The organism is Sulfitobacter sp. EE-36 (assembly GCF_000152605.1).
GTDB classification, from domain to species: Bacteria; Pseudomonadota; Alphaproteobacteria; order Rhodobacterales; family Rhodobacteraceae; genus Sulfitobacter; species Sulfitobacter pontiacus.
Genome location: NZ_CH959310.1, coordinates 1,043,931 through 1,066,568 on the forward strand (window position 1 = coordinate 1,043,931; position 22,638 = coordinate 1,066,568).

General features: G+C 61.7%; 16 protein-coding genes. All 16 read left to right on the forward strand.

Going from position 1 to position 22,638, the window contains the following annotated elements; genetic code table 11:
• Window positions 1-126 precede the first annotated feature (126 nt).
• The 16 genes from EE36_RS07605 (at window position 127) to EE36_RS07680 (ending at window position 22,595) form a co-directional block, all read left to right on the forward strand.
• Window positions 127-711, forward strand: coding sequence for an ANTAR domain-containing response regulator (locus EE36_RS07605; RefSeq protein WP_005850982.1), 585 nt, complete (start codon window positions 127-129; stop codon window positions 709-711).
• Window positions 708-1,853 carry an ABC transporter substrate-binding protein gene (locus EE36_RS07610; RefSeq protein WP_005850984.1) on the forward strand — a complete coding sequence of 382 codons (1,146 nt, stop codon included), beginning with the start codon at window positions 708-710 and terminating at the stop codon, window positions 1,851-1,853. Before EE36_RS07605 ends, EE36_RS07610 begins: the two co-directional genes overlap by 4 nt.
• Before the next feature lie 249 nt (window positions 1,854-2,102).
• Window positions 2,103-3,473 carry a CmpA/NrtA family ABC transporter substrate-binding protein gene (locus EE36_RS07615; protein ID WP_005850986.1) on the forward strand — a complete coding sequence of 457 codons (1,371 nt, stop codon included), beginning with the start codon at window positions 2,103-2,105 and terminating at the stop codon, window positions 3,471-3,473.
• Between the two features lie 84 nt (window positions 3,474-3,557).
• Window positions 3,558-4,631, forward strand: a complete 1,074-nt coding sequence (locus EE36_RS07620; RefSeq protein WP_005850988.1) for an ABC transporter permease — start codon at window positions 3,558-3,560, stop codon at window positions 4,629-4,631.
• 5 nt (window positions 4,632-4,636) lie between these two features.
• Window positions 4,637-6,322, forward strand: a complete 1,686-nt coding sequence (locus EE36_RS07625) for an ABC transporter ATP-binding protein (RefSeq protein ID WP_198005483.1) — start codon at window positions 4,637-4,639, stop codon at window positions 6,320-6,322.
• Window positions 6,323-6,326: 4 nt separating this feature from the next.
• Complete coding sequence (gene nirB, locus EE36_RS07630) at window positions 6,327-8,753, forward strand: nitrite reductase large subunit NirB (protein ID WP_005850992.1); 2,427 nt, start codon at window positions 6,327-6,329, stop codon at window positions 8,751-8,753.
• Window positions 8,750-9,085, forward strand: a complete 336-nt coding sequence (gene nirD, locus EE36_RS07635; protein ID WP_005850994.1) for a nitrite reductase small subunit NirD — start codon at window positions 8,750-8,752, stop codon at window positions 9,083-9,085. The genes nirB and nirD overlap by 4 nt, the downstream gene beginning before the upstream one ends.
• Window positions 9,082-11,658 carry a nitrate reductase gene (locus tag EE36_RS07640; protein ID WP_083776454.1) on the forward strand — a complete coding sequence of 859 codons (2,577 nt, stop codon included), beginning with the start codon at window positions 9,082-9,084 and terminating at the stop codon, window positions 11,656-11,658. The genes nirD and EE36_RS07640 overlap by 4 nt, the downstream gene beginning before the upstream one ends.
• A complete protein-coding gene (locus tag EE36_RS07645) occupies window positions 11,655-12,590 on the forward strand; it encodes a glycosyl transferase family protein (RefSeq protein WP_005850998.1) in 936 nt (311 codons plus the stop codon). Before EE36_RS07640 ends, EE36_RS07645 begins: the two co-directional genes overlap by 4 nt.
• On the forward strand, window positions 12,587-14,005 hold the full coding sequence (cysG, locus tag EE36_RS07650) for a siroheme synthase CysG (protein ID WP_005851000.1): 1,419 nt from the start codon (window positions 12,587-12,589) through the stop codon (window positions 14,003-14,005). Before EE36_RS07645 ends, cysG begins: the two co-directional genes overlap by 4 nt.
• A gap of 102 nt (window positions 14,006-14,107) precedes the next feature.
• Complete coding sequence (locus EE36_RS07655) at window positions 14,108-15,010, forward strand: AraC family transcriptional regulator (RefSeq protein ID WP_254655560.1); 903 nt, start codon at window positions 14,108-14,110, stop codon at window positions 15,008-15,010.
• A 102-nt stretch (window positions 15,011-15,112) separates the two neighbouring features.
• The gene (locus EE36_RS07660) at window positions 15,113-17,251 is read left to right on the forward strand and encodes a TonB-dependent siderophore receptor (RefSeq protein WP_005851004.1); all 2,139 of its coding nucleotides are present in this window, start codon (window positions 15,113-15,115) and stop codon (window positions 17,249-17,251) included.
• A 53-nt stretch (window positions 17,252-17,304) separates the two neighbouring features.
• A complete protein-coding gene (locus tag EE36_RS07665) occupies window positions 17,305-18,126 on the forward strand; it encodes an ABC transporter substrate-binding protein (RefSeq protein ID WP_005851006.1) in 822 nt (273 codons plus the stop codon).
• A complete protein-coding gene (gene fhuB, locus EE36_RS07670) occupies window positions 18,123-20,105 on the forward strand; it encodes a Fe(3+)-hydroxamate ABC transporter permease FhuB (protein WP_005851008.1) in 1,983 nt (660 codons plus the stop codon). Before EE36_RS07665 ends, fhuB begins: the two co-directional genes overlap by 4 nt.
• Entirely contained in the window at window positions 20,102-20,866 is a 765-nt protein-coding gene (locus EE36_RS07675; protein ID WP_005851010.1) for an ABC transporter ATP-binding protein, read from the forward strand. Before fhuB ends, EE36_RS07675 begins: the two co-directional genes overlap by 4 nt.
• 31 nt (window positions 20,867-20,897) lie before the next feature.
• A complete protein-coding gene (locus tag EE36_RS07680; RefSeq protein ID WP_005851012.1) occupies window positions 20,898-22,595 on the forward strand; it encodes an ABC transporter ATP-binding protein in 1,698 nt (565 codons plus the stop codon).
• Window positions 22,596-22,638 lie beyond the last annotated feature (43 nt).

Below are 22,638 nucleotides of genomic sequence, written 5' to 3' on the forward strand. Positions count from 1 at the left end.
TTATTCTGCACAACAGATTGGCACATGCGTCTTTTCTGCTCACTGTTTGGGCTAAGCATGTCGTAAGCCGCTGGCGCACGAGGGGTGTCAGATTGAAGTTGCACCGATGATCGTGGATCAAAATGCATGAATGCAGATCTGCGTATCCTGGTTGTAGAGCCAAACCCCGACCGCGTGCGTGACATCGTGGATGCACTGCGCGAAGCGGGTTGGTCTGACGTCAAGGCTTTGCTGCAGATGTCGGAGCTGAACCAGACGGTGAGGGAATTTTCACCGGATATCGTTCTTATCGACCTGACAAATCCGGACCGCGATACGCTTGAACATATCTCTCACGCGACCGAGACGACCAAGCGGGCGGTCGCGCTGTTTGTGGATCAGACCGATGAGAACCTGACGCAGGCGGCGCTGAATGCCGGGGTCAGCGCCTATGTGGTGGATGGTCTTCAGATGGACCGGATAAAACCCGTGCTGCAAACGGCCATCGCGCGCTTCAAAATGATGCGTCAATTCCACTTCGAACTGAATGCTGCCAAGCAAGCGCTGGAGGATCGCAAGACGATCGACCGCGCAAAGGGGATCCTGATGCGCCAACGTGGCATGTCCGAGGATGACGCCTATAAGCTGCTGCGCACCACCGCGATGAGCCAGAATCGCAAGGTCATCGATGTGGCACAAGCGTTGGTAACGGCAGCGGATCTGTTGTCATGAGCGAGGTTGTTCTGAACTGTGGCTATGTCCCGTTGGTTGATTGCGCCCCGCTGGTCATCGCGAAAGAGCTGGGATTTGCTGCCGAACAGGGGCTCGCGCTTAATCTTTTGCGTCAGCCTTCGTGGTCTGCGCTGCGCGATATGCTTGCACTGGGGCATCTGGATGCCGCGCATATGCTGTCACCAATGCCCGTGGCCATGTCCATCGGGATGGGCGGATTGCCCGCGCGGGTAGATGCGCTGATGGTCTTGTCCGTGAACGGCACGGTGTTCGGCGTCTCTAACGCTGTTGCTTCCGCATTGGAGGATGTGCGCTTTGGGGACACGACTGCATTGCTGTCGGGGCTCAGCGCGCGCGGTGCCAAACCGCTGCGTGTGGGTATCCCGTTCCACTATTCCATGCACCGGCTGCTGCTGTCCTATTGGGCCGCGCAAGCGCCCGACCTGCAGATCGAGGAAGTCACCGTGCCGCCGATGCGCATGGCGGATGCAGTCTCGGACGGGTTTGTCGACGCCTTTTGGGTGGGCGAGCCCTGGGGCGGTGTGGCCGTGCAGAATAATATTGCCAAGCTAATGATGGCGGGCCGCGATGTCTGGCAGTTCGCGCCGGAGAAGGTGCTTGCCGCGCGCCATGAGTGGGCCTCGCAGAACGAGGACAGCGTGCGTCGCCTGATGCGGGCGGTATACCAAGCGTCGGCCTGGCTTGATGCGCCGGGAAACAAGCCGCTTTCGGTCGAGATTCTGGGCCGCAGTGAACACCTGAGCATGTCGCCCGATTTGATCGATCCGGCGCTGACCGGGCATATCGTCCCCCGAACGGGGGCCTCTCCGATCACGGTGGACCGGTTTTTGCAGTTCCACAGCCATGCCGCCACTTTCCCGTGGCGCAGCCAGGCGGCGTGGATCGCGCATCACTTAGGCGCCGACGCCGCGGGAATCGAGAAAGCCAAAACCTGTTTTCGCGCCGATCTTTTCCGCCAGAATCTGTCTGATATCGGCGCTGATATGCCCCAATCCTCCGAGAAAACCGAAGGGGCGATGACCTTGCCAACATCTGTAGCATCTGCGCGGGGAGAGATGATTCTTTCGCCCGACGCCTTTTTTGACGGCAGAACGTTTGATTTCACCGCAGCTGTGCGATGAATTCTTAAGCGGCTTCTGCATGGGCCTCTGAAAAGCTGCCGCAATGCAGAAAATTCGTTGCGTGAAGCCGCGTCTATGAGCCACCCTTGATACCAAGGGACAACGTTGTCCGACCTATACCGCTGACCAATGCTGGTCGCACATCACTCAGAGCAATGCCGCTCGTACGGAGCACGGATTTCTTCCCCGTGAACCATACGTGCGGCTTTTTTCGTTTCTGCCCTTCGGGGCCATGAAAGGACATGACCCATGAAAAATACATTCGCACTCCTGCTCGCCTCGACCAGTCTGCTGGCGACCGCGGCGTCGGCCGAAATGCTGGCGCTCGAGAAAGAGGAGCTGACCTTTGGCTTTATCAAGCTGACCGATATGGCACCTTTGGCCGTGGCCTACGAGCTGGGATACTTTGAGGACGAGGGGCTTTTTGTCAGGCTTGAGGCGCAGGCCAACTGGAAAGTGCTGTTGGACGGCGTGATCGACGGCCAATTGGACGGCGCGCATATGCTGGCGGGCCAACCGCTGGCGGCAACAATCGGCTATGGCACCAAAGCGCATATCATCACGCCCTTCTCGATGGACCTGAACGGCAATGCGATCACCGTTTCCAATGACATCTGGGACGAGATGAAGCCGAACGTGCCCACGATGGACGATGGTCGGCCGCAGCATCCCATCAGCGCCAGTGCTTTGGCTCCGGTGGTCGAAGGCTACAAGGACCGCGGCGAGCCGTTCAATATGGGCATGGTCTTTCCCGTTTCGACCCACAACTACGAGATCCGGTACTGGCTTGCGGCGGGCGGACTGAAGCCCGGCTATTATAGCGCGCAAGATATTTCCGGTCAGATTGATGCGGATGTGCTGCTGTCCGTGACGCCGCCACCGCAGATGCCTGCCACAATGGAAGCGGGGACGATATCGGGCTACGCCGTGGGGGAACCTTGGAACCAGCAGGCGGTTTTCAAAGGGATCGGCGTGCCGGTGATCACCGACTACGACATGTGGAAAAACAACCCCGAGAAGGTCTTTGGCATTACCGCCGAATTTGCCGAGGACAACCCCAACACCACGCTTGCATTGACCAAGGCACTGATCCGCGCGGCAATGTGGCTTGATGCCAACGACAACGCCAACCGCGAGGAAGCGGTAGAGATGTTGTCGCGCTCTGAATATGTCGGCGCGGATGCGGATGTGATCGCCAACTCCATGACCGGCTTTTTCGAGTTCGAGAAAGGGGATGTGCGCCCCGCCCCCGACTTCAACGTCTTCTTCCGCTACAATGCGACCTATCCGTTCTATTCAGACGCGATCTGGTATCTGACCCAGATGCGTCGCTGGGGCCAGATCGACGAGACAAAGCCGGATGAATGGTATTTCGAGACTGCCGCAGACGTGTATCGCCCGGACATCTACCTGCAGGCCGCAAGGCTGCTGGTGGACGAGGGTATGGCCGACGAAGCGGCGTTCCCTTGGGATAGCGACGGCTTCAAATCACCGACACCGGCTGCCGATATCATCGACGGGATCAGCTACGACGGGCGCGCGCCGAACGCCTATATCGACAGCCTGCCCATCGGTCTGAAGTCCGGTCAAACGGTCGTCGACAGCAAGGTCGAAGGCTAAACCCCGCCCCCTCCGCTTTGCCACACCGCAAAGCGGAGGGGGGAGGGAGCCACTTTCATCAAAAGCAGCAATTGGACAGCCGATATGACCGCGATTGACACAAACACACTCGATATCGAAGCCCGCCGCGCGCGGCGCTTTGCCCGGATCAACAAGGCCGACGCATGGTTCAGCGTCTTTGGCCTGTCTTGGATGACACCGATCCTGAAGGCCGCCGCGGGGGATAATCCGCGCGCGCAGGCGGGCGAGATCTGGCGGCTTCTGGGCGTGCCGCTCTTGGCGATTGCGATCTTCCTGACCCTATGGGCAAGCTTGGCCCCCAAGGTTCAAACCTCGCTCGGGGCTGTGCCCGGCCCTGCCCAAGTCTGGGAGCAGGTCGGCGAGTTGCATCAGGATGCCATCCGCGAGGGCGAACGCGAAGCCGCCTTCTACGAGCGGCAAGAGGCGCGCAACGCCAAGCATATCGCAAGTGGCAACGCAGATCGTGTGCGTGATCGCGCCTATACAGGCAAGCCAACCTACTACGACCAGATCTGGACCTCGATCAAAACGGTGCTTTTCGGTTTTCTCATTGCGTCGATCGTTGCGATCCCATTGGGCATCGCTGCGGGCCTGTCTGTAACGGCGAATGCGGCGCTGAATCCGCTGATACAGATCTTCAAACCGGTCTCGCCACTGGCATGGCTGCCCATCGTGACCATGATCGTATCAGCCGTCTATAGCACCAATGACGGTATGTTCTCAAAGTCGTTCCTCATCTCGGCGATCACTGTTACGCTCTGCTCGCTCTGGCCCACGCTGATCAATACATCCCTTGGCGTCGCCAGCATCGACAAGGATCTTGTCAGCGTCAGTCGCGTGCTGAAAATGAATACCTATACCAAGATCACCAAACTGGTGCTGCCCTCGGCGCTGCCATTGATCTTTACCGGGCTGCGGCTGTCGCTTGGTGTGGGCTGGATGGTTTTGATCGCGGCGGAAATGCTGGCGCAGAACCCCGGGCTTGGAAAATTCGTCTGGGATGAATTCCAGAACGGCAGCTCGCAAAGTCTGGCGCGGATCATGGTCGCGGTGCTGACCATCGGCATCATCGGCTTCCTTCTGGACCGTGTGATGTATGCGCTCCAGTCCATGTTCACCTTCTCGAATAACCGGTGATCGATATGGGTATCTTGAACTTTAACAATGTCACCAAAACCTATGGCACCCAACCCGTTCTCAAGGACATCTCCCTTGACGTTGCCGAAGGTGAATTCGTCGTCATCCTCGGGTTTTCGGGCACCGGCAAGACCACGTTGATCAATCTGATGGCGGGGCTTGAGCAGCCGACCTCGGGCAGCGTGACCTACAAGGGAAAGCCCATCACCGAACCGGGCCGCGAACGCGGTGTGATCTTTCAGAACTATTCTCTGATGCCGTGGCTTTCCGTGCAGGGCAATGTCAGGCTTGCTGTCGATACGATGTTCCCTGATCTCTCCAAACTCGAACGGGCGGCCAAGGTCGATCACTATGTCGACATGGTGGGTCTGTCCCATGCGGCCACGCGCCGCCCTGCTGAATTGTCCGGTGGGATGCGCCAGCGGGTCAATGTGGCACGCGCCCTGGCGATGGACCCCGAAATGCTGCTGCTGGATGAGCCGCTGTCGGCGCTCGACGCTCTGACCCGCGCCAATCTCGCGGATGAGATCGAGGCGATCTGGGACGAAGACAAGAAAACCTGCGTCCTGATCACCAATGATGTGGATGAAGCGATCATTCTGGCGGATCGGATCATCGCCCTTAATCCGGACGGCACGCTTGGGGAGGCATTCAAAGTCGACATTCCCCGCCCCCGCGACCGGATTGCGATGAACAATGACGCGGCATTCAAGGCGCTGCGCGGGCAGGTCACGACCTATCTGATGGACATCGGTATCGCCGCGAAAGTCGAAGAAACGCGTATGCTGCCCAATGTCACGCCGATCCATTCAGTGCCCGCGGCAGTCTCCAAAGCGCAGGAAGGAGCCATCCAGGAAAAATTCCTGAATTTCTCGCAGCTCGACAAGGTGTATCCGACGCCGAAAGGGCCGCTGACCGTGGTCGAGAACTTTGATCTCAAGGTCAACAGGGGCGAATTTATCTCGCTGATCGGGCATTCGGGCTGCGGTAAATCCACTGTGCTGACGATGGCTGCGGGGCTGAACCCGATCTCGAAAGGTGCGATCCGTCTGGACGGGTGGAACGTCCAAGGTGCAGACCCCGAACGCGCCGTCGTGTTCCAGTCGCCCAATCTGTTCCCGTGGCTCTCGGCCAAGGAGAACGTCGCCATTGGTGTCGACAAGGTCTATCCCCGCGCGTCGCAGGCGGAACGTCAGGATGTGGTGGAATACTACCTTGAACGTGTCGGGCTGGCAGACAGTATGGACAAGAATGCCGCCAGCCTGTCGAACGGGATGAAACAGCGCGTCGGCATTGCCCGTGCCTTTGCCCTATCGCCCAAACTGCTGCTTCTGGATGAACCCTTCGGCATGCTCGACAGTCTGACCCGCTGGGAATTGCAGGAAGTGCTGATGGAAGTCTGGTCGCGCACCAAGGTGACGGCGATCTGCGTGACCCATGATGTGGACGAGGCGATCCTGCTGGCCGACCGCGTGGTGATGATGACCAACGGACCCCAAGCCACCATCGGCAAGATCACCGACGTAAACCTGCCGCGCCCACGCACCCGCAAGGCGCTGCTCGAACACCCCGACTATTACAGCTACCGGCAAGAAGTGCTCGATTTCCTTGAGGAATACGAACACGGCAATGCGCCGAAATCACCTGCCTCGGGCGGGACACCGAAACCCAAAGCAATCGCGGCGGAGTGAGACCATGAAACAGAAACTTGTCGTTATCGGTGCCGGGATGGCCTCTGGTCGGGTGCTGGAGCACCTTCTGGAACAGGACCGCGATGCCTATGACATCACCCTTTTCAACGCAGAGGCGCGGGGCAATTACAACCGCATCATGCTGTCCCCGGTCCTGTCGGGAGAGAAGACCTATGCCGACATCGTGACCCATGATGCTGGATGGTACGCTGAAAATGACATCACCTGCCGTTTTGGCGAAAAGGTGCTGGAAATAGACCGTGCAGCAAAGACGGTAACGGGCGAGAACGGCACGGTGTCCTATGACAAGCTGGTTCTGGGCACCGGATCGAACCCCTTTATGATCCCTTTGCCGGGTCACGATCTGGAAGGCGTCATCGCCTACCGCGATCTGGAAGACACCGAACGGATGATGGGGCTGGGCGAAGGCAGTAAATGCGTCGTGATCGGCGGCGGGCTGCTGGGGTTGGAGGCGGCGGCAGGCATGGCGGCCCGCGGCGTCGACGTGACCGTTGTGCACATCATGGGGCATTTGATGGAGCGGCAATTGGACGAGGCCGCAGGCTATCTGCTGCGCCGCGCCCTGACGGATAAGGGCATCACCGTCAAATGCGCCGCAAACTCCAAGGAGATCCTGGGCGAGAACGGAAAGGTCCGTGCCCTGCTGCTGGATGACGGGACGGAACTGCCCTGCGATTTGCTGGTCATGGCCGTGGGCATCCGCCCCAACGTGGCACTCGGGCAGGGCGCAGGCTTGGCCGTTGGAAAGGGCATCCATGTAGATGACCAGATGGTGACCTCCGACGCCGATGTGCTGGCTGTCGGGGAATGTGTGGAACATAACGGCGCGCTTTTCGGTCTGGTGGCACCGCTGTACGATCAGGCAAAGGTGGCGGCGCAGACCCTGCTGGGGCAGTCATCGACCTTTGTCCCGAAAGAGCTGTCGACCAAGCTCAAGGTGACGGGCTGCGATCTGTTCAGTGCGGGCGATTTTGCCGATGGTGAGGGGCGCGAGGATATCGTCTTTCGCGATCCGGCGCGGGGTGTCTATCGCCGTCTGGTGATCAAGAACAACGTGGTTATCGGGGCGGTGATGTATGGCGACACCGCCGACAGCAACTGGTTCTTTGGCCTGATACGCGACAAGACCGACATCGCGGACATGCGCGATACGCTGATTTTCGGCCCGGCCTACCAAGGGGGGACCCCCCTGGACCCTTTAGCAGCTGTTGCAGCCTTACCGCGTGACGCGGAGATCTGTGGCTGCAACGGTATCTGCAAAGGACAAATCGAAGACGCCATCGCGGCGGGCGTCTCTGATCTGGGCGCGATCAAAGCGACGACCAAGGCCAGCGCATCCTGCGGGACGTGCACCGGGCTGGTCGAACAGGTATTGGCGGTCACGCTGGGGGATGATTTCGTCTTGCCTGCCGCGGCGTCGATCTGCGGCTGCACCGACATGACCCACGAAGACGTGCGGCGGATGATCAAGTCGCAGCGACTGACCTCGATGCCGGCGGTCTGGCAGGAATGCGGGTGGAAGACGCCCGACGGCTGCCATGTCTGCCGCCCCGCGTTGAACTTCTATCTGCTTGCCGATTGGCCGCTGGAATATCGCGACGATCCGCAATCGCGTTTCATCAACGAACGCAAACACGCCAACATCCAGAAGGACGGCACCTACAGCGTCGTGCCGCGCATGTGGGGTGGGATCACCACGCCGGACGAACTGCGTGCCATTGCCGATGCGGCGGATAAATACATGGTGCCAACGGTCAAGGTCACCGGCGGGCAGCGGATCGACCTATTGGGCGTAAAAAGCGAGGATCTCCCCGACATCTGGGCCGATCTGAACGCGGCCGGCATGGTGTCGGGACATGCCTATTCCAAAGGGCTGCGCACGGTCAAAACCTGTGTCGGCACGGATCATTGCCGCTTTGGCACCCAGGACAGCACGGGTCTGGGCATCCAGCTTGAGAAAGAGCTCTGGGGGGCCTGGACGCCGCATAAGCTGAAACTCGGGGTGTCGGGCTGCCCGCGCAATTGCGCCGAAGCGACCTGCAAGGACATCGGGGTCATCTGTGTCGACAGCGGATACCAGATCAGCATCGGCGGGGCGGCCGGTATGGACGTCAGGGAAACCGAATTGCTGATCCAGGTGCCGACCGAGCAAGAGGCGATCAATGTGATCAAGGCGGTGACCCAGCTGTATCGCGAGAATGCCAAATACCTTGATCGCATTTACAAATGGATGGCCAAGGTCGGTCTGGACTGGATCAAGGAACGGGTTGCTGCCGAAGGCGACGCTTTGGTTGATCGCTTCGAGCTGAGCCAGACGATTTACCGCAAAGACCCCTGGGCCGAACACGTGACCCAGCAGGCCGAGCGCTACAAACCCCTTGCAACCCTGTCACTGGAGGCTGCGGAATGACCAGCTGGATCGATATCGCAGCACTTGATGATGTGCCACAGCGCGGTGCGCGTATGATCAAGACCACGCTTGGCTGTGTCGCGGTGTTCCGCACCGCCGAGGATGAGGTCTTTGCGCTTGATAATGCCTGTCCGCACAAGGCGGGGCCGCTGGCCGAAGGCATCGTGCATGGCAAATCCGTGACCTGCCCGCTGCACAACTGGGTATTCTCTCTCGAGACCGGAGAGGCGCAGGGCGCGGACGCGGGCCGCGTCGCGACTTATCCGGCGCGGGTGGAAAGCGGGCGCATCCTGCTGGACCGGACGTTCCTGCACGCGCGGAGCGCCGCATGACCCTCACGCGCACCACTTGCCCTTATTGCGGTGTAGGTTGCGGTGTGCTGGCGGCCGCCGATGGTACAATCAAGGGGGATCCGGATCATCCGGCCAACTTCGGGCGGCTCTGCTCCAAAGGCGCTGCCTTGGGGGAAACCATTGATCTGGACGGGCGGCTTTTGCATCCGCAGATCAACGGGGTGCGCGCAGACTGGGATGCGGCGCTCGATATGGTGGCGCAGAGGTTCAGCGATGCCATCGCGCAGCATGGGCCGGAAAGCGTCGCCTTCTACGCCTCGGGCCAGATGCTGATCGAAGACTATTATGTCGCCAACAAGCTGATGAAAGGGTTCATCGGGGCGGCCAATATCGACACGAATTCACGTCTGTGCATGGCGTCCTCTGTCGCGGGTCACAAGCGTGCCTTCGGCACCGATACCGTTCCCGGCACCTATGAAGATCTGGAGCAAGCCGATCTGGTTGTGCTTGTCGGGTCCAATCTGGCGTGGTGCCATCCGGTCCTGCACCAGCGTATTGCCGCCGCAAAGCAGGCGCGCCCCCATATGCGGATCGTCAATGTCGATCCGCGCCGTACGGCGACCACCGATCTGGCGGATGTGCATCTGAGAATCGCTCCCGACGGGGATGTTGCCTTGTTCAACGGGTTGCTGGCGTATCTGGCAGAGACCGGAAAACTCGACACGGCCTATACGGAAAACCATGTGAACGGGCTGGACGCGGCACTGGCGGCGGCACAGGCCAGTGATCCGGCGGACAGCGGGTTGAACGCTCGGGAATTGGTCGATTTCTATGCGCTTTGGGCAAACACGCCCAAAGTCGTCACCGCGTACTCCCAAGGCGTCAACCAATCGGTCTGCGGCACGGATAAGGTGAACGCGATCCTGAATTGCCATCTTGCCACAGGGCGCATCGGCAATCCGGGGATGGGCCCGTTCTCATTGACCGGCCAGCCCAATGCCATGGGGGGGCGCGAAGTGGGCGGTCTGGCCAATATGCTGGCAAACCACCTAGAGATCGGGGATGAAGCGCACCGCAGCGTGGTGCAGAGTTTCTGGCAAAGCCCGACGATTTGCACCAAACCGGGACTGAAGGCTGTCGATCTGTTCGAGGCCTGTGCCGACGGGCAGATCAAGGCACTGTGGGTGATCTCGACCAACCCCGCGGTGTCGTTGCCTGATGCCGATGGCGTGGCGGCGGCAATTGCAAATGTGCCCTTCGTTGTTACGTCTGACATCATGGAGAAGACGGATACCAACGCGTTGGCAGATGTCCTGCTGCCCGCCACCGGTTGGGGTGAAAAAGACGGCACCGTGACCAATTCCGAACGGCGCATTTCGCGCCAGCGCGCCTTTCTGCCCGCCCCCGGTGATGCGCGGCCCGACTGGAAGATCATCAGCGACGTGGCCAAGCGTATGGGGTTTTCGGGTGCCTTTTCCTATGGCTCATCCGCGGATGTGTTTGCCGAATATGTAGCGCTTGATCAGGCTGCTTCGGCCTTCCCGCGCGATCTTGATCTGAGCATTTTTGCCGATGCGGATTACGCGAAAATGGTGCCGACCCAATGGCCGCGCAATGGGGCGCGTTTCTTTGCGAACGGGCAATATTATCACCCTGACGGCAAGGCGCAGATGGTTGCCGTGACATCGCCTGTGTCGCTGAATTCACGCTTTACGCTCAATACCGGACGGAACCGCGACCAGTGGCACACGATGACGCGCACGGGCAAATCGGCGCGGCTAGGGGCACATCTGGCCGAACCGTATGTAGAGATGAACCCAGTTGATGCCGCCGCATTGGGCGCACTCCCCGGTGCGTTGATCGCGCTGCAAAACAGCCGTGGTCGTGTTTTGATGCGGGCATTGATCACCCCGCGCGTCGCCCAAGGCGCGTTGTTCGCGCCAATGCACTGGACACGTCAGCGCAGCACCGCGGGCACGGTCAATAGCGTCATGACGCCGCTGACCGATCCGATTTCAGGTCAACCCGCCTTGAAGGCCAGCGCTGTCACTGCCGAGGTTTTCAAGGCGAAATGGTACGGCTTTCTGGCAAGCATCGTGGAACCCGCCCCACGCACCACCTATGCCGCCGTGGCCCGCACCAATACCGGCTGGCAGGCAGAGCTGGGGGGCAGCAAAAGCCCCGAGGATTGGGAGGCAGAGGCCCGTCTTCTGACGGGGCAGGCGGAGGGTGATCTGTCGCTCCAATCCGACGTGGCAACCGGTGGCGTTCGGATTGCGATAACCCAAGGTGGGCGGATCACCGGGCTGCTTTTCGTATCGCCCAATCCGGTGGTCGTCTCGCGCAGTGCGATTATCTCGCTGATCGGGACGGACACATCGGCGTTGGCGGCGCTCGCCGGGCGCAATGCCTCTGACCGGCCGGACCCGGGTGCTACGGTCTGTGCCTGTTTTGATGTGGGGCGCAACACCTTGCTGGCGGCTATCGCCGGCGGGGCCTCTACCGTCGCGGCCTTGGGCGACGCCACCTGCGCGGGGACAAACTGCGGGTCGTGCAAACCCGAACTCGCCGCCTTGCTGGATCAGACCTTGCAACGGATGGCCGCAGAATGAGCCTGGCCCCCTATGTCCGGATCGTCGCGCGCGGCAAGGGGCGGGCCCGCGCTATGACCTTGGCCGAAGCTCAGGACGCCATGGCGCTGATCTTACGCGGTGATGCTGCCCCCGAAGCGGTCGGCGCGCTGTTGATGGTCATGCGTCTGCGCGGCGAAACCCCCGAAGAGATTGCCGGTTTCACCGCCGCATTGCGCGCACATGTGGTGGGCAAACTGCCCAAAGCGGATCTGGACTGGCCGTCCTACGCCGCAGGCCGCAGCCGGGGGGTGCCGCTGTTCCTGCTTGCTGCGCGGCTGGTGGGGCAGGCCGGTTACAGCATTTCGATGCACGGGTGGAATTCGCATCAATCGGCCAATGCATCGGTGCGCGAAGTGATCGATCTTGCCGGGCCGCAGGTGGCCTATACCCCGCTAGAAACCCTAAGCCCTGCGGCTTTCAGCATCTTGAACCTGCGCGATACGCTCGGCCTCAGATCGTGTTTCAATACGGTATTGCGGATGTGGAACCCGTCCGAGGCCCCGGCGACGGTGCAAGGCGTGTTCCACCCGTCGTACCGCAGCCTGCAGGCCCAAGCCGCGCAGCTATTGGGCCAGCAGGATCTGAGCATCATCAAAGGGGGCGGCGGCGAATTCGAACGTCATCCCTCCAAGGACATCGCCCTGTTCGGCCTGCGCGACGGGGCGCATATCCAGCAGACCGCCGCGCCAATCCTGGATGACACCCGGCGTTTGCATGAAACAGGCGATGTCATCGACCTACAGGGCCTGTGGCAAGGGCGCGTGGACGACCCTTTCGCTATCGCCACGGTGACCGGCACTGCGGCACTTGCGCTGTGGACGCTGAAGGCGTCTCCGACGCTCTCTCAAGCCGACCAAATGGCGCGCAGCCTTTGGGACCAGCGACACCAGTCAAAGGAGCAATCCGCATGAAGACATTTCCAATGTTCCTGCAAATGGCGGGTCGCCGCGTCGTGATCATGGGCGGGGGCGAGCAGGCCGCCCAGAAGGTGCGACTGATCCTGAAAACCGAGGCGACGGTCGAGATCTGGGCCGCTACATTCGATGCCGAACTGTCGGACCTTGCTGCATCGGGCCGTGTCACACTTCACGACGGTACAATCACCCCGAACAGCTTTTCAGACACCGCGCTGGCCTTTATCGCCACTGGCTGCCCTGGTGCGGACATGGCGCTGCATGTTTTGGCCAAAGAGGCCGGGGCGGTTGTGAACGTCGTCGACCAGCCACAGCTTTGCGATGCGATCACGCCTTCGATCGTGGACCGTGATCCGGTGGTCGTGGCCATCGGCACCGAGGGGACAGCCCCGGTGCTGGCCCGCCAGATCAAGACAAAAGTAGAGGAAATGCTAGAGCCGCGGCTGGGGGATCTTGCTGCTCTTGTGGGCCGGTTGCGGGGGAAAGCGTCTGCGCGCCTTGATCCGCGCGCGCGTCGCGATCTGTGGCGTTGGGTCTTCAACGACAGCCCGCGCTGGATGTTTGCCGCCGGTGCCGAACGGGCGGCGGCCAAGCGTATCAAGACGGCCATCGAAACGGGCGACTTCGGCACCGCTGCGGGCGGCAGTGTCAGCCTTGTTGGCGCAGGACCGGGGGCGAAGGATCTGATCACCCTGCGCGGCGTGCAGCGCCTGCAAGAAGCGGATGTGATCTATTATGACCGGTTGCTTGACCCTGAAATCCTTGAATTGGCCCGTCGTGACGCCGAGCGCATTTACGTCGGCAAGGCTCCGGGCTGTCACAGCTGGCCGCAAGAGAAAATCACACAGACCCTTGTGATGGCTGCCAAACGCGGCCAGCGCGTCGTGCGCCTGAAATGTGGTGATCCGGGGGTGTTCGGGCGCAGCACTGAAGAAGTCGATGCGCTGAAAGCCAGCGGTATCGCATTCGAGATCATTCCCGGCGTCACCGCGGCCTGCGCCGCGGCCGCGAGCATCGGTGAAAGCCTGACGGATCGGGGCAAGATCGACACCGTGGTGCTGACGACCGGCCATCGCCAAGATGGATATGCGGTGCCCGAACCGATCAAGGATATCAGACCCGGCACATGCGTGGCGCTTTACATGGCCGTGGGGGCCGCGCCACAGATTGTGGATCACCTAAAGACAGCGCATCCGGGGGTTCAGTTCGACCTGCAAATCGCCGCGAAAGCGCAGCGCAAGGATCAGAAGATTTTGCGCTGCTCCCTTCAAGATCTGGAAGCGACGCTGAGCGTCAATAAGATCGCAGGCGAGGCCATGCTTTTCATCCGGTGGCCTCGGGAGGCCCATCAGGCCGATATGCCCTTGGTGCAAAGCGCAGTGGGGCGCGTCGTATCGATGGTGCAAGACTGACCCTTGGTGACGATCCCCGCGGGGATGTTGCGGAATTGACTTATCCGAGTAAATTTGTCAGAAAATGGTTTCAGAATTCTGGAGCTGTCTCAGCGCGTCGTCATGTCATCCGCCCCTCTATCAAAATCCTATGTGCCACAGGTTTTTGTCCCTCGTATGGAGGCGCAGACCCGGAACCTGCGCACGATCAAGCCCTTGCGGTTTCGGCCCTTGTCGGGGGCTATCGCAGATGTCTGGCATGTCGACGGGGACCAAGGGGGCGGCGGGTATTACACCGCGCCGGATCCGCGCCTTGTGGTCTTTCTGGATGACACCCCGCCGCTGATCGCGCTTCGAACGGGCGAGGGGGCGACGGCCCAATTCGGAACGCGCGCTTTCTTTGTTCCGGCGGGAACCCCGTTGTGGAGCAAGCTGGGCAAGGCCCAAAGGCTCAGCCATATTGATTTCCATTTTGACGCAGCTGCATTGCAGACACGGCTTGGTGCGATCGGTGTATCAGAGCTGCCTCGCCGCGTGATGTTTGCGCCGGAGGATAGCTTGCTGCTGACCCTTGGCCGTCTTGCGGCCCGCGAAGTGGAGACCCCTCAACGTGGGACGATGGTCTTGGAAGGCCTGCTGCAATCGCTTTTGGGCGCAGTGATGGACCCGCTGTCGCAAAACGCCCTGCCTGCGTCCGGCGGGCTGTCGCCTCAGCATATGACGGCCGTGCGGCAGTACATGGCGCAGAATATATTTCGCCCCGTCGGTGTGGGTGAATTGGCCGATTTGGCGGGGCTCTCCGAAAGCTGGTTCAGCCGCGCGTTCAAGCAAACCTCGGGTCTGTCGCCCCAACGCTGGATCGCCGAGTGTCGCGTTGTCGCCGCCAAGGAGATGATGGCCGACCCCGGACGCCCCCTTGCCGACATCGCCGCGGCAACCGGTTTTTCCGATCAGGCCCATCTGTCACGGGTCTTTCGCCGGTCTGTCGGGGTGCCGCCATCGCAGTGGCGACGCGATATTCAGTGATACGTTTACAGCGGATTGGGACAAATGACGGCGGATGCGTTCAAGACGCCGCCTTATAACTGAGTTAAATACTCGGAAAAATAAACAGCGGGACGTATATCCATGAAATTCACCTTTTTCTTGATGCTGGGGACCAGCGCGCTGGCCCTGTCTGCCGGTGTGGCGACGGCGCAGGACGCCGTCGATCTGGGCGAGATCATTATCCAGTCCGAAGAAGACCCGACCGGTCCGGTGGTGGGCTATGCCGCGGGCACCACGGCGTCGACCAAAAGCGGGCGGTCCTTGCTGGAAACGCCGTCCTCCGTCACGGTGGTCACCACCGACCAGATCGAGGATACGGCCGCCAACAATCTTTCAGAGGCGCTTGGCTATGCGGCGGGTGTCGTGACCGAAGCCTATGGGGCCGATCCGCGGTTTGATTCAATTTCGGTCCGCGGGGCTGACCTGCAAAACCAGATCTACCTCAACGGGTTGCAATTCAGCCGCTCTACGCGTCCGAACTATGGCGCGCCCTCGCTTGATCTTTACGGCATGGAACGGGTGGAGCTTCTGCGCGGCCCAAATTCGGTGCTATACGGGGCAGGGTCGCCCGCCGGGCTGGTGAACCTGATCCAGAAACGCGCGCAATCTGATGGCGACACGACCGAGCTGGGCCTGCATGCGGATGGCAACGGGTCCCATTATGTCTTTGGCGATGCCAACCGCGTGGTCGATGACCGCTTTGCTTACCGCATCGTCGGCAAGGCGGGCAATCGCGTTCTGGGGATCGATGAATACGACAACCCCGGGGCCTATCTGGGCTTTGCCGCGAAATACCAGGCGACCGATGCAACGACGGTGGAATTCCTGCTGTCCTATCAGGATGACGACCCGGATTCCCCCTCGGGCGTGCCCAACGGGCTGGTCGGCACCCGTTCCGACGAAGACCTGCGCGACTTCTACTTTGGCAATGAGGCATTGGAATACGGCGACCGCAAAGTGCTTAATCTGGGCGCGCAGGTCACCCATACGTTCGATAATGGCTGGCGGCTGGTCAGCAACACCGGCGTGACGAAATTCGACTGGTCCTATTCCAACCTTTTTGTCGGCGGCGTGACCGGCACCGATGTGGCGCGCACACAGCTGTTGCAAGACGAAGATGTGACGTCTTATGCCACGGACCTGCGGCTTGAAGGCTCGGCGCTGACCGGCGATGTGCTGCATAATCTCGCCTTTGGTATCGATGCCAGCCGGTTCGAAGAAACTGCGCTCAGCGTGTTTTACTATGGTCAGGACAGCATTGATTTTGCTGCGCCAGACTACAGCCCGATCACGCCGGTGCGCGACGGGGCAAGCTGGTATGCGAACAAGAATGTGACCGTGGAACAGGTCGGCATCTACGCCAGCGACGAAATCGAATATGGCAATTGGCGCGCGGGTCTGGCCCTGCGCCATGATCGCAACAAATCCGAAGGGCAGTCCAACACCCTTTACACCGTTCCGGGCTCTGGCGGCACGCCCGGCACCGTTGATCTGACACGCGACGACAGCGCCACCACCGGTCAGGCAAGCCTTGGCTATGTCTGGGACAATGGCGTGTCGGCCTATCTGTCCTATGGCACCTCGTTCCAAAGCTTTGCAGAACCGGGCGACACGGGCACAGCGCTTGACCCGACCACGGGCGAGCAATGGGAAGTTGGCGCGAAATACCTGCCCGCCACCCTTGATGCCTATCTGTCGGCCTCGGTCTATCAGCTCGAAGAAAAGAACCGCCCCGTCTATGTGCAGAATGGGGCCGGGGTGCGGGCCTATGATCAGGTCGGCAAATCCCGCATCCGCGGGCTAGAGCTGGAAGGCCGTGCCAATCTGGCCGACGGCTGGAGCGTGACGGGCGGCTATTCCTATACCGACAGCGAGATCATCGGCGGTGACAACAATGGCAACGAACTGGGGCTGACCCCGAAACATACCTTCAAGCTGTGGGCATCGAAAGAGATCCAGGGCGGGCCGCTTGCCGGGCTGACCGTGGGCGCAGGCGCGCGGTTCATCGGGGAACGCTATGCGTTCAACGCCAATGCCAATCAGCTCGACTCTGTGACGCTGCTGGATGCGGCTGTGTCCTATGACTTTGACGACGGCACAGAGCTGCAGGTCAATGTGACCAACCTGACAGACGAGGCCTATGTCTCGTCGGTGGGCTATTTCTCCACCTACTATGGCGACGGGCGCACGATCTCTGCGACGCTGTCCAAGAAGTGGTAAAGCGCCTCGCCCTCACGCGCCGCGCGATCATTGCCACAGGAGCCTGCGCTCTTGTGGCATCTCGCGCGCGCGGTGCGCGCGGTTGGGGGGGATCGCGCCTCGCCGCGATTGACTGGGCGATGGCGGAAACCGCGGCCGCCCTCGACCTGCCGCTGGTTGCCGTGGCTGAGAAACGTCAATTCCTGCGCGGTACGGCGGTGACGCTGCCCCCGAACTGTGCGGATGTCGGGTTGCGCGGCAGCCCCAACCTCGAAGCGCTGAGCCTTGTCGCCCCTGACCTGATCCTGTCGTCGAATTTCTACAGTTTCGTTGAACCGCAGTTGGGACGTATCGCACCGGTGTTCACGCAAAATATGTTCATCCCGACCGAACCGGCGCTGCCCAAGGCGCTGTCGGCGCTGGAGACGTTGGCAATACAGCTGGACCGCGGAGAGGTGGGCCACCGGGTGCGTCGGGACTTTGAGGCCGCTTTCGATGCGCTGCGCGCACGCGCGACAGGCTTTGCCGCGCGCCCCTTTGTGGTGATGACGGTGGGGGATGCGCGTCATGTGCAGATCTATGGCAGCGACAGCCTGTATGGCGGGGCGCTTCGCCGGATCGGCCTGACGAATGCCTGGGGCGGCGATACTGAATTCGGATTCAATGCCCCGGTCCCTCTCTCCAGATTGATCGATTTTCCGCAGGCGCATCTGGTCATCGCGGGCGCTTTGCCAGTGTCTGCTCGGCGCGCGATTGGCCAAAGCGCGCTTTGGTCCGCGCTGCCGCCCGTGCGGGCGGGTCGCGTGTCGTATCTGCCCGATCAGATGCCCTTTGGCGGCGCGCCTTCCGGGCTGCGTTTTGCGTCCCATCTTGTGACGGCGCTGGAAGCCGCATGATCCGTCCGCCCTTTTTAACGCTGCCCCTTGTGGCCGCCCTCGGCGCGGCGTGCCTATGGACCATCGCAGCGCTTGCCGTCCTGCCCGCTGCGCAATGGGTGCTGCCCGTCGCAGGTTCGCAAGACCTGTCGCCCGAACAGATTCTCTTTGCCTTCGGGTTGATGCCGCGGGCGGTGATTGCCCTGCTGATCGGGGCGCTTCTGGGGCTGTCGGGCGCATTGATGCAGGCGGTGCTGCGCAATCCGCTGGCCGATCCAACGACCCTTGGCGTGGCCTCGGGTGCACAGCTGGCGCTGGTCTGCGCCACGCTGCTATGGCCGAATATGCTCGCCCTTGGTCCCGGCCCTGTCGCAGTGGTCGGAGGCGGGCTTGCAGCGCTGATTGTCATGGCGCTTGGCGCGCGGCGTGGCTTTGCGCCTGTTACGGTCACCATCGCGGGGATGCTGGTGGGCATGCTTGCTTCCGCCATCTCTACCGCGCTCACGCTGGGGCAGGGGCATTACCTGCTGTCGCTGGTGATCTGGAACGGCGGGGCGCTGTCACAAGACAGTTGGCACGGGGTGACCCGACTGGCTGTGGTGCTGGTGCTGGGGGCGGCAGGAGCCGCCTTGCTGGTGCGGCCACTGGTGGTCCTAAGTCTTGGCGGGGCCACGGCCAAAGCGCTTGGGGCGCAGGTCGGGGCGATACGGGTCGCGGCGCTGGCGTTGGCGGTGTTCGTCTCGGCGATGGTCTCTGCAGAGGTGGGGCTGGTCGGGTTTGTCGGGCTGGCGGCACCGGCCCTGGCACGGCGTTTGGGCGCGCGCAGCGTGGCACAAGTCCTGCTGGCCGCACCACTGGCGGGCGCGCTGCTGCTGTGGCTGGTGGACAGCGCGCTGCTGGCGCTTGCCGCCTTTGGGCTGCCAGAACTGCCGACGGGCGCGTTGACCGGGCTGATCGGCGGGCCGCTTTTGATCGCTTTGCTCCCGCGATTGCGCAACATTGTCCCGCCCGAGGCTGAACGTAACGACACCTTGCCACCGCGCGCGCCGCACCCGTGGCGGCGGGTTGCTCTGCTGGCCTGCGCGGCGGTCGCCTTTGCCGTGCTGAGCCTGTTTGGCACCCGCGGACCCGAGGGCTGGGGCGTGATATCGGGCGCGATTGCGGCGAGTTTCGTGCCATTGCGGGCCACGGCCATTCTGGCGGCTGCAGCGGCCGGAGCGCTGCTGGCGCTTTCGGGGGCGGCATTGCAACGGGTGACTGCAAACCCGATGGCCGCGCCCGAGGTTCTGGGTGTGACCGGTGGTGCCGCGCTTGGCTATGCGGCGACGCTGTTCCTGCTGCCTGCCCCGTCGCCCGTGGCGCTGGCGCTCGGGTCTTCTGGCGGGGCGGCGGCGACGCTGATCATCCTGTCCGCCTATGCGGCGCGCAGTGATATGGCACCGGCGCGGCTGTTGCTGGCGGGGCTGGCGATCGGAGCCTTCGCCTCGGCCCTTCTGGCAGCGATCATGGCGTCGGGCGATCCCAGAGCATGGTCCCTGCTGGGGTGGCTTGCGGGAAGTGCGACACGGGTCTCGGTCGCAGGGGCGATGGCGCTTGCCGCAATGGCGGTGGCGGCGCTTGGCGCGGCGCTTTTGCTGTCGCGCTGGTTCGACATCCTGCCGCTGGGATCGGGTGTCGCGCAGGGACTGGGGGTGCCGCTTGGCACCGTGCGGCTTGCCGTTGTGCTGGCGGCAGGGCTGGCCACCGGCGCGGCAAGCGTGCTGGTCGGCCCGGTCAGTTTCGTTGGCCTGATGGCCCCCCATATCGCCCGCAGCCTTGGCCTGCTGCGCCCTGCGCCGTTTCTGGCCGCCAGCTGGTGTCTGGGTGCGTTGCTCATGAGCCTCGCAGCCTTTGGCGCGCGCACCGCCAGCTACCCCTACGACCTGCCGCTGGGGCTTTTCGCGACGCTGATCGGCACGCCCTGGCTTTTCATTGCCCTACTCGGACGGAGACACGCATGACCCTCTTTACGCTCGAAAATGTCTGCTTTGACGTGCCCAAGCGGCGGCTGGTCGATCACCTTTCCTTGGCGATCAAACCGGGGATCACGGCGCTTGTCGGGCGCAACGGGTCGGGCAAATCAACGCTGCTGAAAATGCTCGCCGCGCAAACCCGGCCGAGCGCCGGAACCATCCAATATGGCGGCCAAGACCTGAGGGACTGGACGCCGCGGGATTTTGCCCGTGATCTGGCGTTTCTGCCGCAGGTGACGCCCCCGACCGAAGGGCTGTGGCTGGAGGAGCTGGTCGCGCTTGGCCGATACCCGTGGCGCGGAGCCTTGGGTCGATTGGGCCCCGAGGATCGCTTTATGATTGATACGGCGATTGCTCAATGTGGTCTGGAGCACAAGCGCGGCCAGATGGTCGACACCATGTCGGGCGGGGAAAAACAACGGTCGTGGATAGCGATGATGCTGGCGCAGGGGGCGCGTAGCTTGCTGCTGGATGAACCGATTTCGGCCCTGGATGTGGCCCATCAGATCGAAGTGCTGGGGCTGCTGCGTGAAACGGTCAATGCCGGTGCGCTTTCTGCCGTGGTGGTGCTGCATGACGTGAATATGGCGGTGCGCTTTTGCGATCATGTTATCGCGCTGGATGCCGGGCGCGTGGCGCTTGAGGGCGATGCGCACTGCTTGCTCGACCCCGACGCGCTTCAGCGGATCTACGGACTGCCCATGCAGGTCATCGACACAAAGCCCAGCCCGGTCGTTCATCCGATTTGACCCCGACCATATTCATCCGAAAGCCAGCCTTATGCTCCGCCAATTTTTCGAATACTATCGTCCCCACACGCGCCTGTTCTGGGTGGACTTCGGCTCTGCCGTGCTGTCCGGCTTGCTGGAGCTTGCCTTCCCGCTCGCCATCACCGCCTTCATAGATCACCTGCTACCGCTTGGCGATCTGAGGCTGACCATACTGGCCGCGATTGGGCTGTTGCTGGTGTATCTGGTCAATACCGCCCTGATGGGGGTGGTGATCTATTGGGGGCACCGTCTGGGGATCGAGATCGAGACCGAGATGCGCCGCCGCGCCTTTTCGCATCTGACGCGGCTCTCGTGGCGCTGGTATGACCGGGCGCGCACCGGCAAGCTTGTCGCCCGAGTGACCCGCGACCTTGAAGAAATAGGCGAGGTCGCGCACCACGGGCCCGAAGATCTGTTCATCGCGGTGGTCACCTTTGTCGGAGCCTTTGCGTTGATGATCAATCTGCATGTCACGCTCGCCCTGATTACGGTCGTGATCGTGCCGCTGATGGTCTGGGTGGTGGCCGTCTACGGCGCGCGCATGACACGGTCTTGGCGCGATATCTATGCGCGTGTGGGGGCCTTTAACGTGCGCCTGGAGGAAGCCATCAGCGGCATCCGGGTCGTGCAGGCCTTTGCCAATGAAGGTCACGAAGAAACGTTGTTCGCGCGTGACAACGCAGCCTATCGCAGGACCAAACTGTCGGCCTATGCGATCATGGCGAAGGCCAGTGCGATCCACTACATGGGCCTGCGTTTCGTGCAGGTTGTGGTGATGGTGGCGGGTGCGGGTTTTGTGCTGGAAGGGTCGCTGACCACGGGCGGCTTTGTCGGCTTCCTGCTGCTGGTCAGCGTCTTTTTCCGCCCGCTGGAGAAAATTGCCGCAGTGATCGAAACCTACCCCCGCGGTATCGCCGGTTTCCAACGCTACACCGAATTGTTGCAGACCGACCGCGATGTCAGAGATCGGCCGGATGCCGTCGCAGTGACCGTCACGCAAGGCGAGGTCGCTTTTGAAGATGTGTCATTTGCCTATGACAGCCCGTTGCCCATTCTGCACAACGTCACCTTGACAGCCAAAGCCGGTGAGACAGTGGCTTTCGTCGGGCCGTCGGGTGCAGGCAAGACAACGCTTCTGGCATTGCTCCCGCGGTTTTACGACCCTTCCGGCGGGCGGATTACGATTGATGGGATCGACATTGCGGATATGACCCTGAACAGTCTGCGCTCTCAGATCGGGTTGGTCTCTCAGGATGTGTTCCTATTCGGGTCCACCCTGCGCGAGAATATCCTGTACGGAAAACTCGATGCCACGGCGGCGGAACTGGATGCCGCGGTCGAGAATGCCCAGTTGGGCGCGCTCGTCTCCGCACTGCCCGAGGGGCTGGAAACCATCGTGGGCGAGCGGGGTGTCATGCTGTCGGGCGGGCAGAAACAGCGTGTCGCCATTGCTCGCGCTTTCCTGAAAAACCCGCCGATCCTGATCCTGGACGAGGCAACATCGGCGCTGGATCGCGAGACGGAGCGCGACATCCAGCAGGCGTTGGAGCGGCTTTCAAAGGGCCGCACCACGCTCATTATCGCGCATCGGCTCGAGACGGTGAAACATGCCGACCAGATCATCGTCATGGAGGCAGGGCGCAAGGTCGAAGCCGGAACCGACGACAGCTTGCGCGCGCGCAATGGCCTTTACGCGCGGCTGACCTGACACGCATTTTACAACGCGTGGTGCTGCTTGGGCGTGCTTCTGG

Excerpts from the sequence above, each read along its gene's own strand:
- EE36_RS07605 (WP_005850982.1), top strand. The coding sequence starts at position 127 with ATGAATGCAGATCTGCGTATCCTGGTTGTAGAGCCAAACCCCGACCGC.
- EE36_RS07610 (WP_005850984.1), top strand. The coding sequence starts at position 708 with ATGAGCGAGGTTGTTCTGAACTGTGGCTATGTCCCGTTGGTTGATTGC.
- EE36_RS07615 (WP_005850986.1), top strand. The coding sequence starts at position 2,103 with ATGAAAAATACATTCGCACTCCTGCTCGCCTCGACCAGTCTGCTGGCG.
- EE36_RS07620 (WP_005850988.1), top strand. The coding sequence starts at position 3,558 with ATGACCGCGATTGACACAAACACACTCGATATCGAAGCCCGCCGCGCG.
- EE36_RS07625 (WP_198005483.1), top strand. The coding sequence starts at position 4,637 with ATGGGTATCTTGAACTTTAACAATGTCACCAAAACCTATGGCACCCAA.
- nirB (WP_005850992.1), top strand. The coding sequence starts at position 6,327 with ATGAAACAGAAACTTGTCGTTATCGGTGCCGGGATGGCCTCTGGTCGG.
- nirD (WP_005850994.1), top strand. The coding sequence starts at position 8,750 with ATGACCAGCTGGATCGATATCGCAGCACTTGATGATGTGCCACAGCGC.
- EE36_RS07640 (WP_083776454.1), top strand. The coding sequence starts at position 9,082 with ATGACCCTCACGCGCACCACTTGCCCTTATTGCGGTGTAGGTTGCGGT.
- EE36_RS07645 (WP_005850998.1), top strand. The coding sequence starts at position 11,655 with ATGAGCCTGGCCCCCTATGTCCGGATCGTCGCGCGCGGCAAGGGGCGG.
- cysG (WP_005851000.1), top strand. The coding sequence starts at position 12,587 with ATGAAGACATTTCCAATGTTCCTGCAAATGGCGGGTCGCCGCGTCGTG.
- EE36_RS07655 (WP_254655560.1), top strand. The coding sequence starts at position 14,108 with ATGTCATCCGCCCCTCTATCAAAATCCTATGTGCCACAGGTTTTTGTC.
- EE36_RS07660 (WP_005851004.1), top strand. The coding sequence starts at position 15,113 with ATGAAATTCACCTTTTTCTTGATGCTGGGGACCAGCGCGCTGGCCCTG.
- fhuB (WP_005851008.1), top strand. The coding sequence starts at position 18,123 with ATGATCCGTCCGCCCTTTTTAACGCTGCCCCTTGTGGCCGCCCTCGGC.
- EE36_RS07675 (WP_005851010.1), top strand. The coding sequence starts at position 20,102 with ATGACCCTCTTTACGCTCGAAAATGTCTGCTTTGACGTGCCCAAGCGG.
- EE36_RS07680 (WP_005851012.1), top strand. The coding sequence starts at position 20,898 with ATGCTCCGCCAATTTTTCGAATACTATCGTCCCCACACGCGCCTGTTC.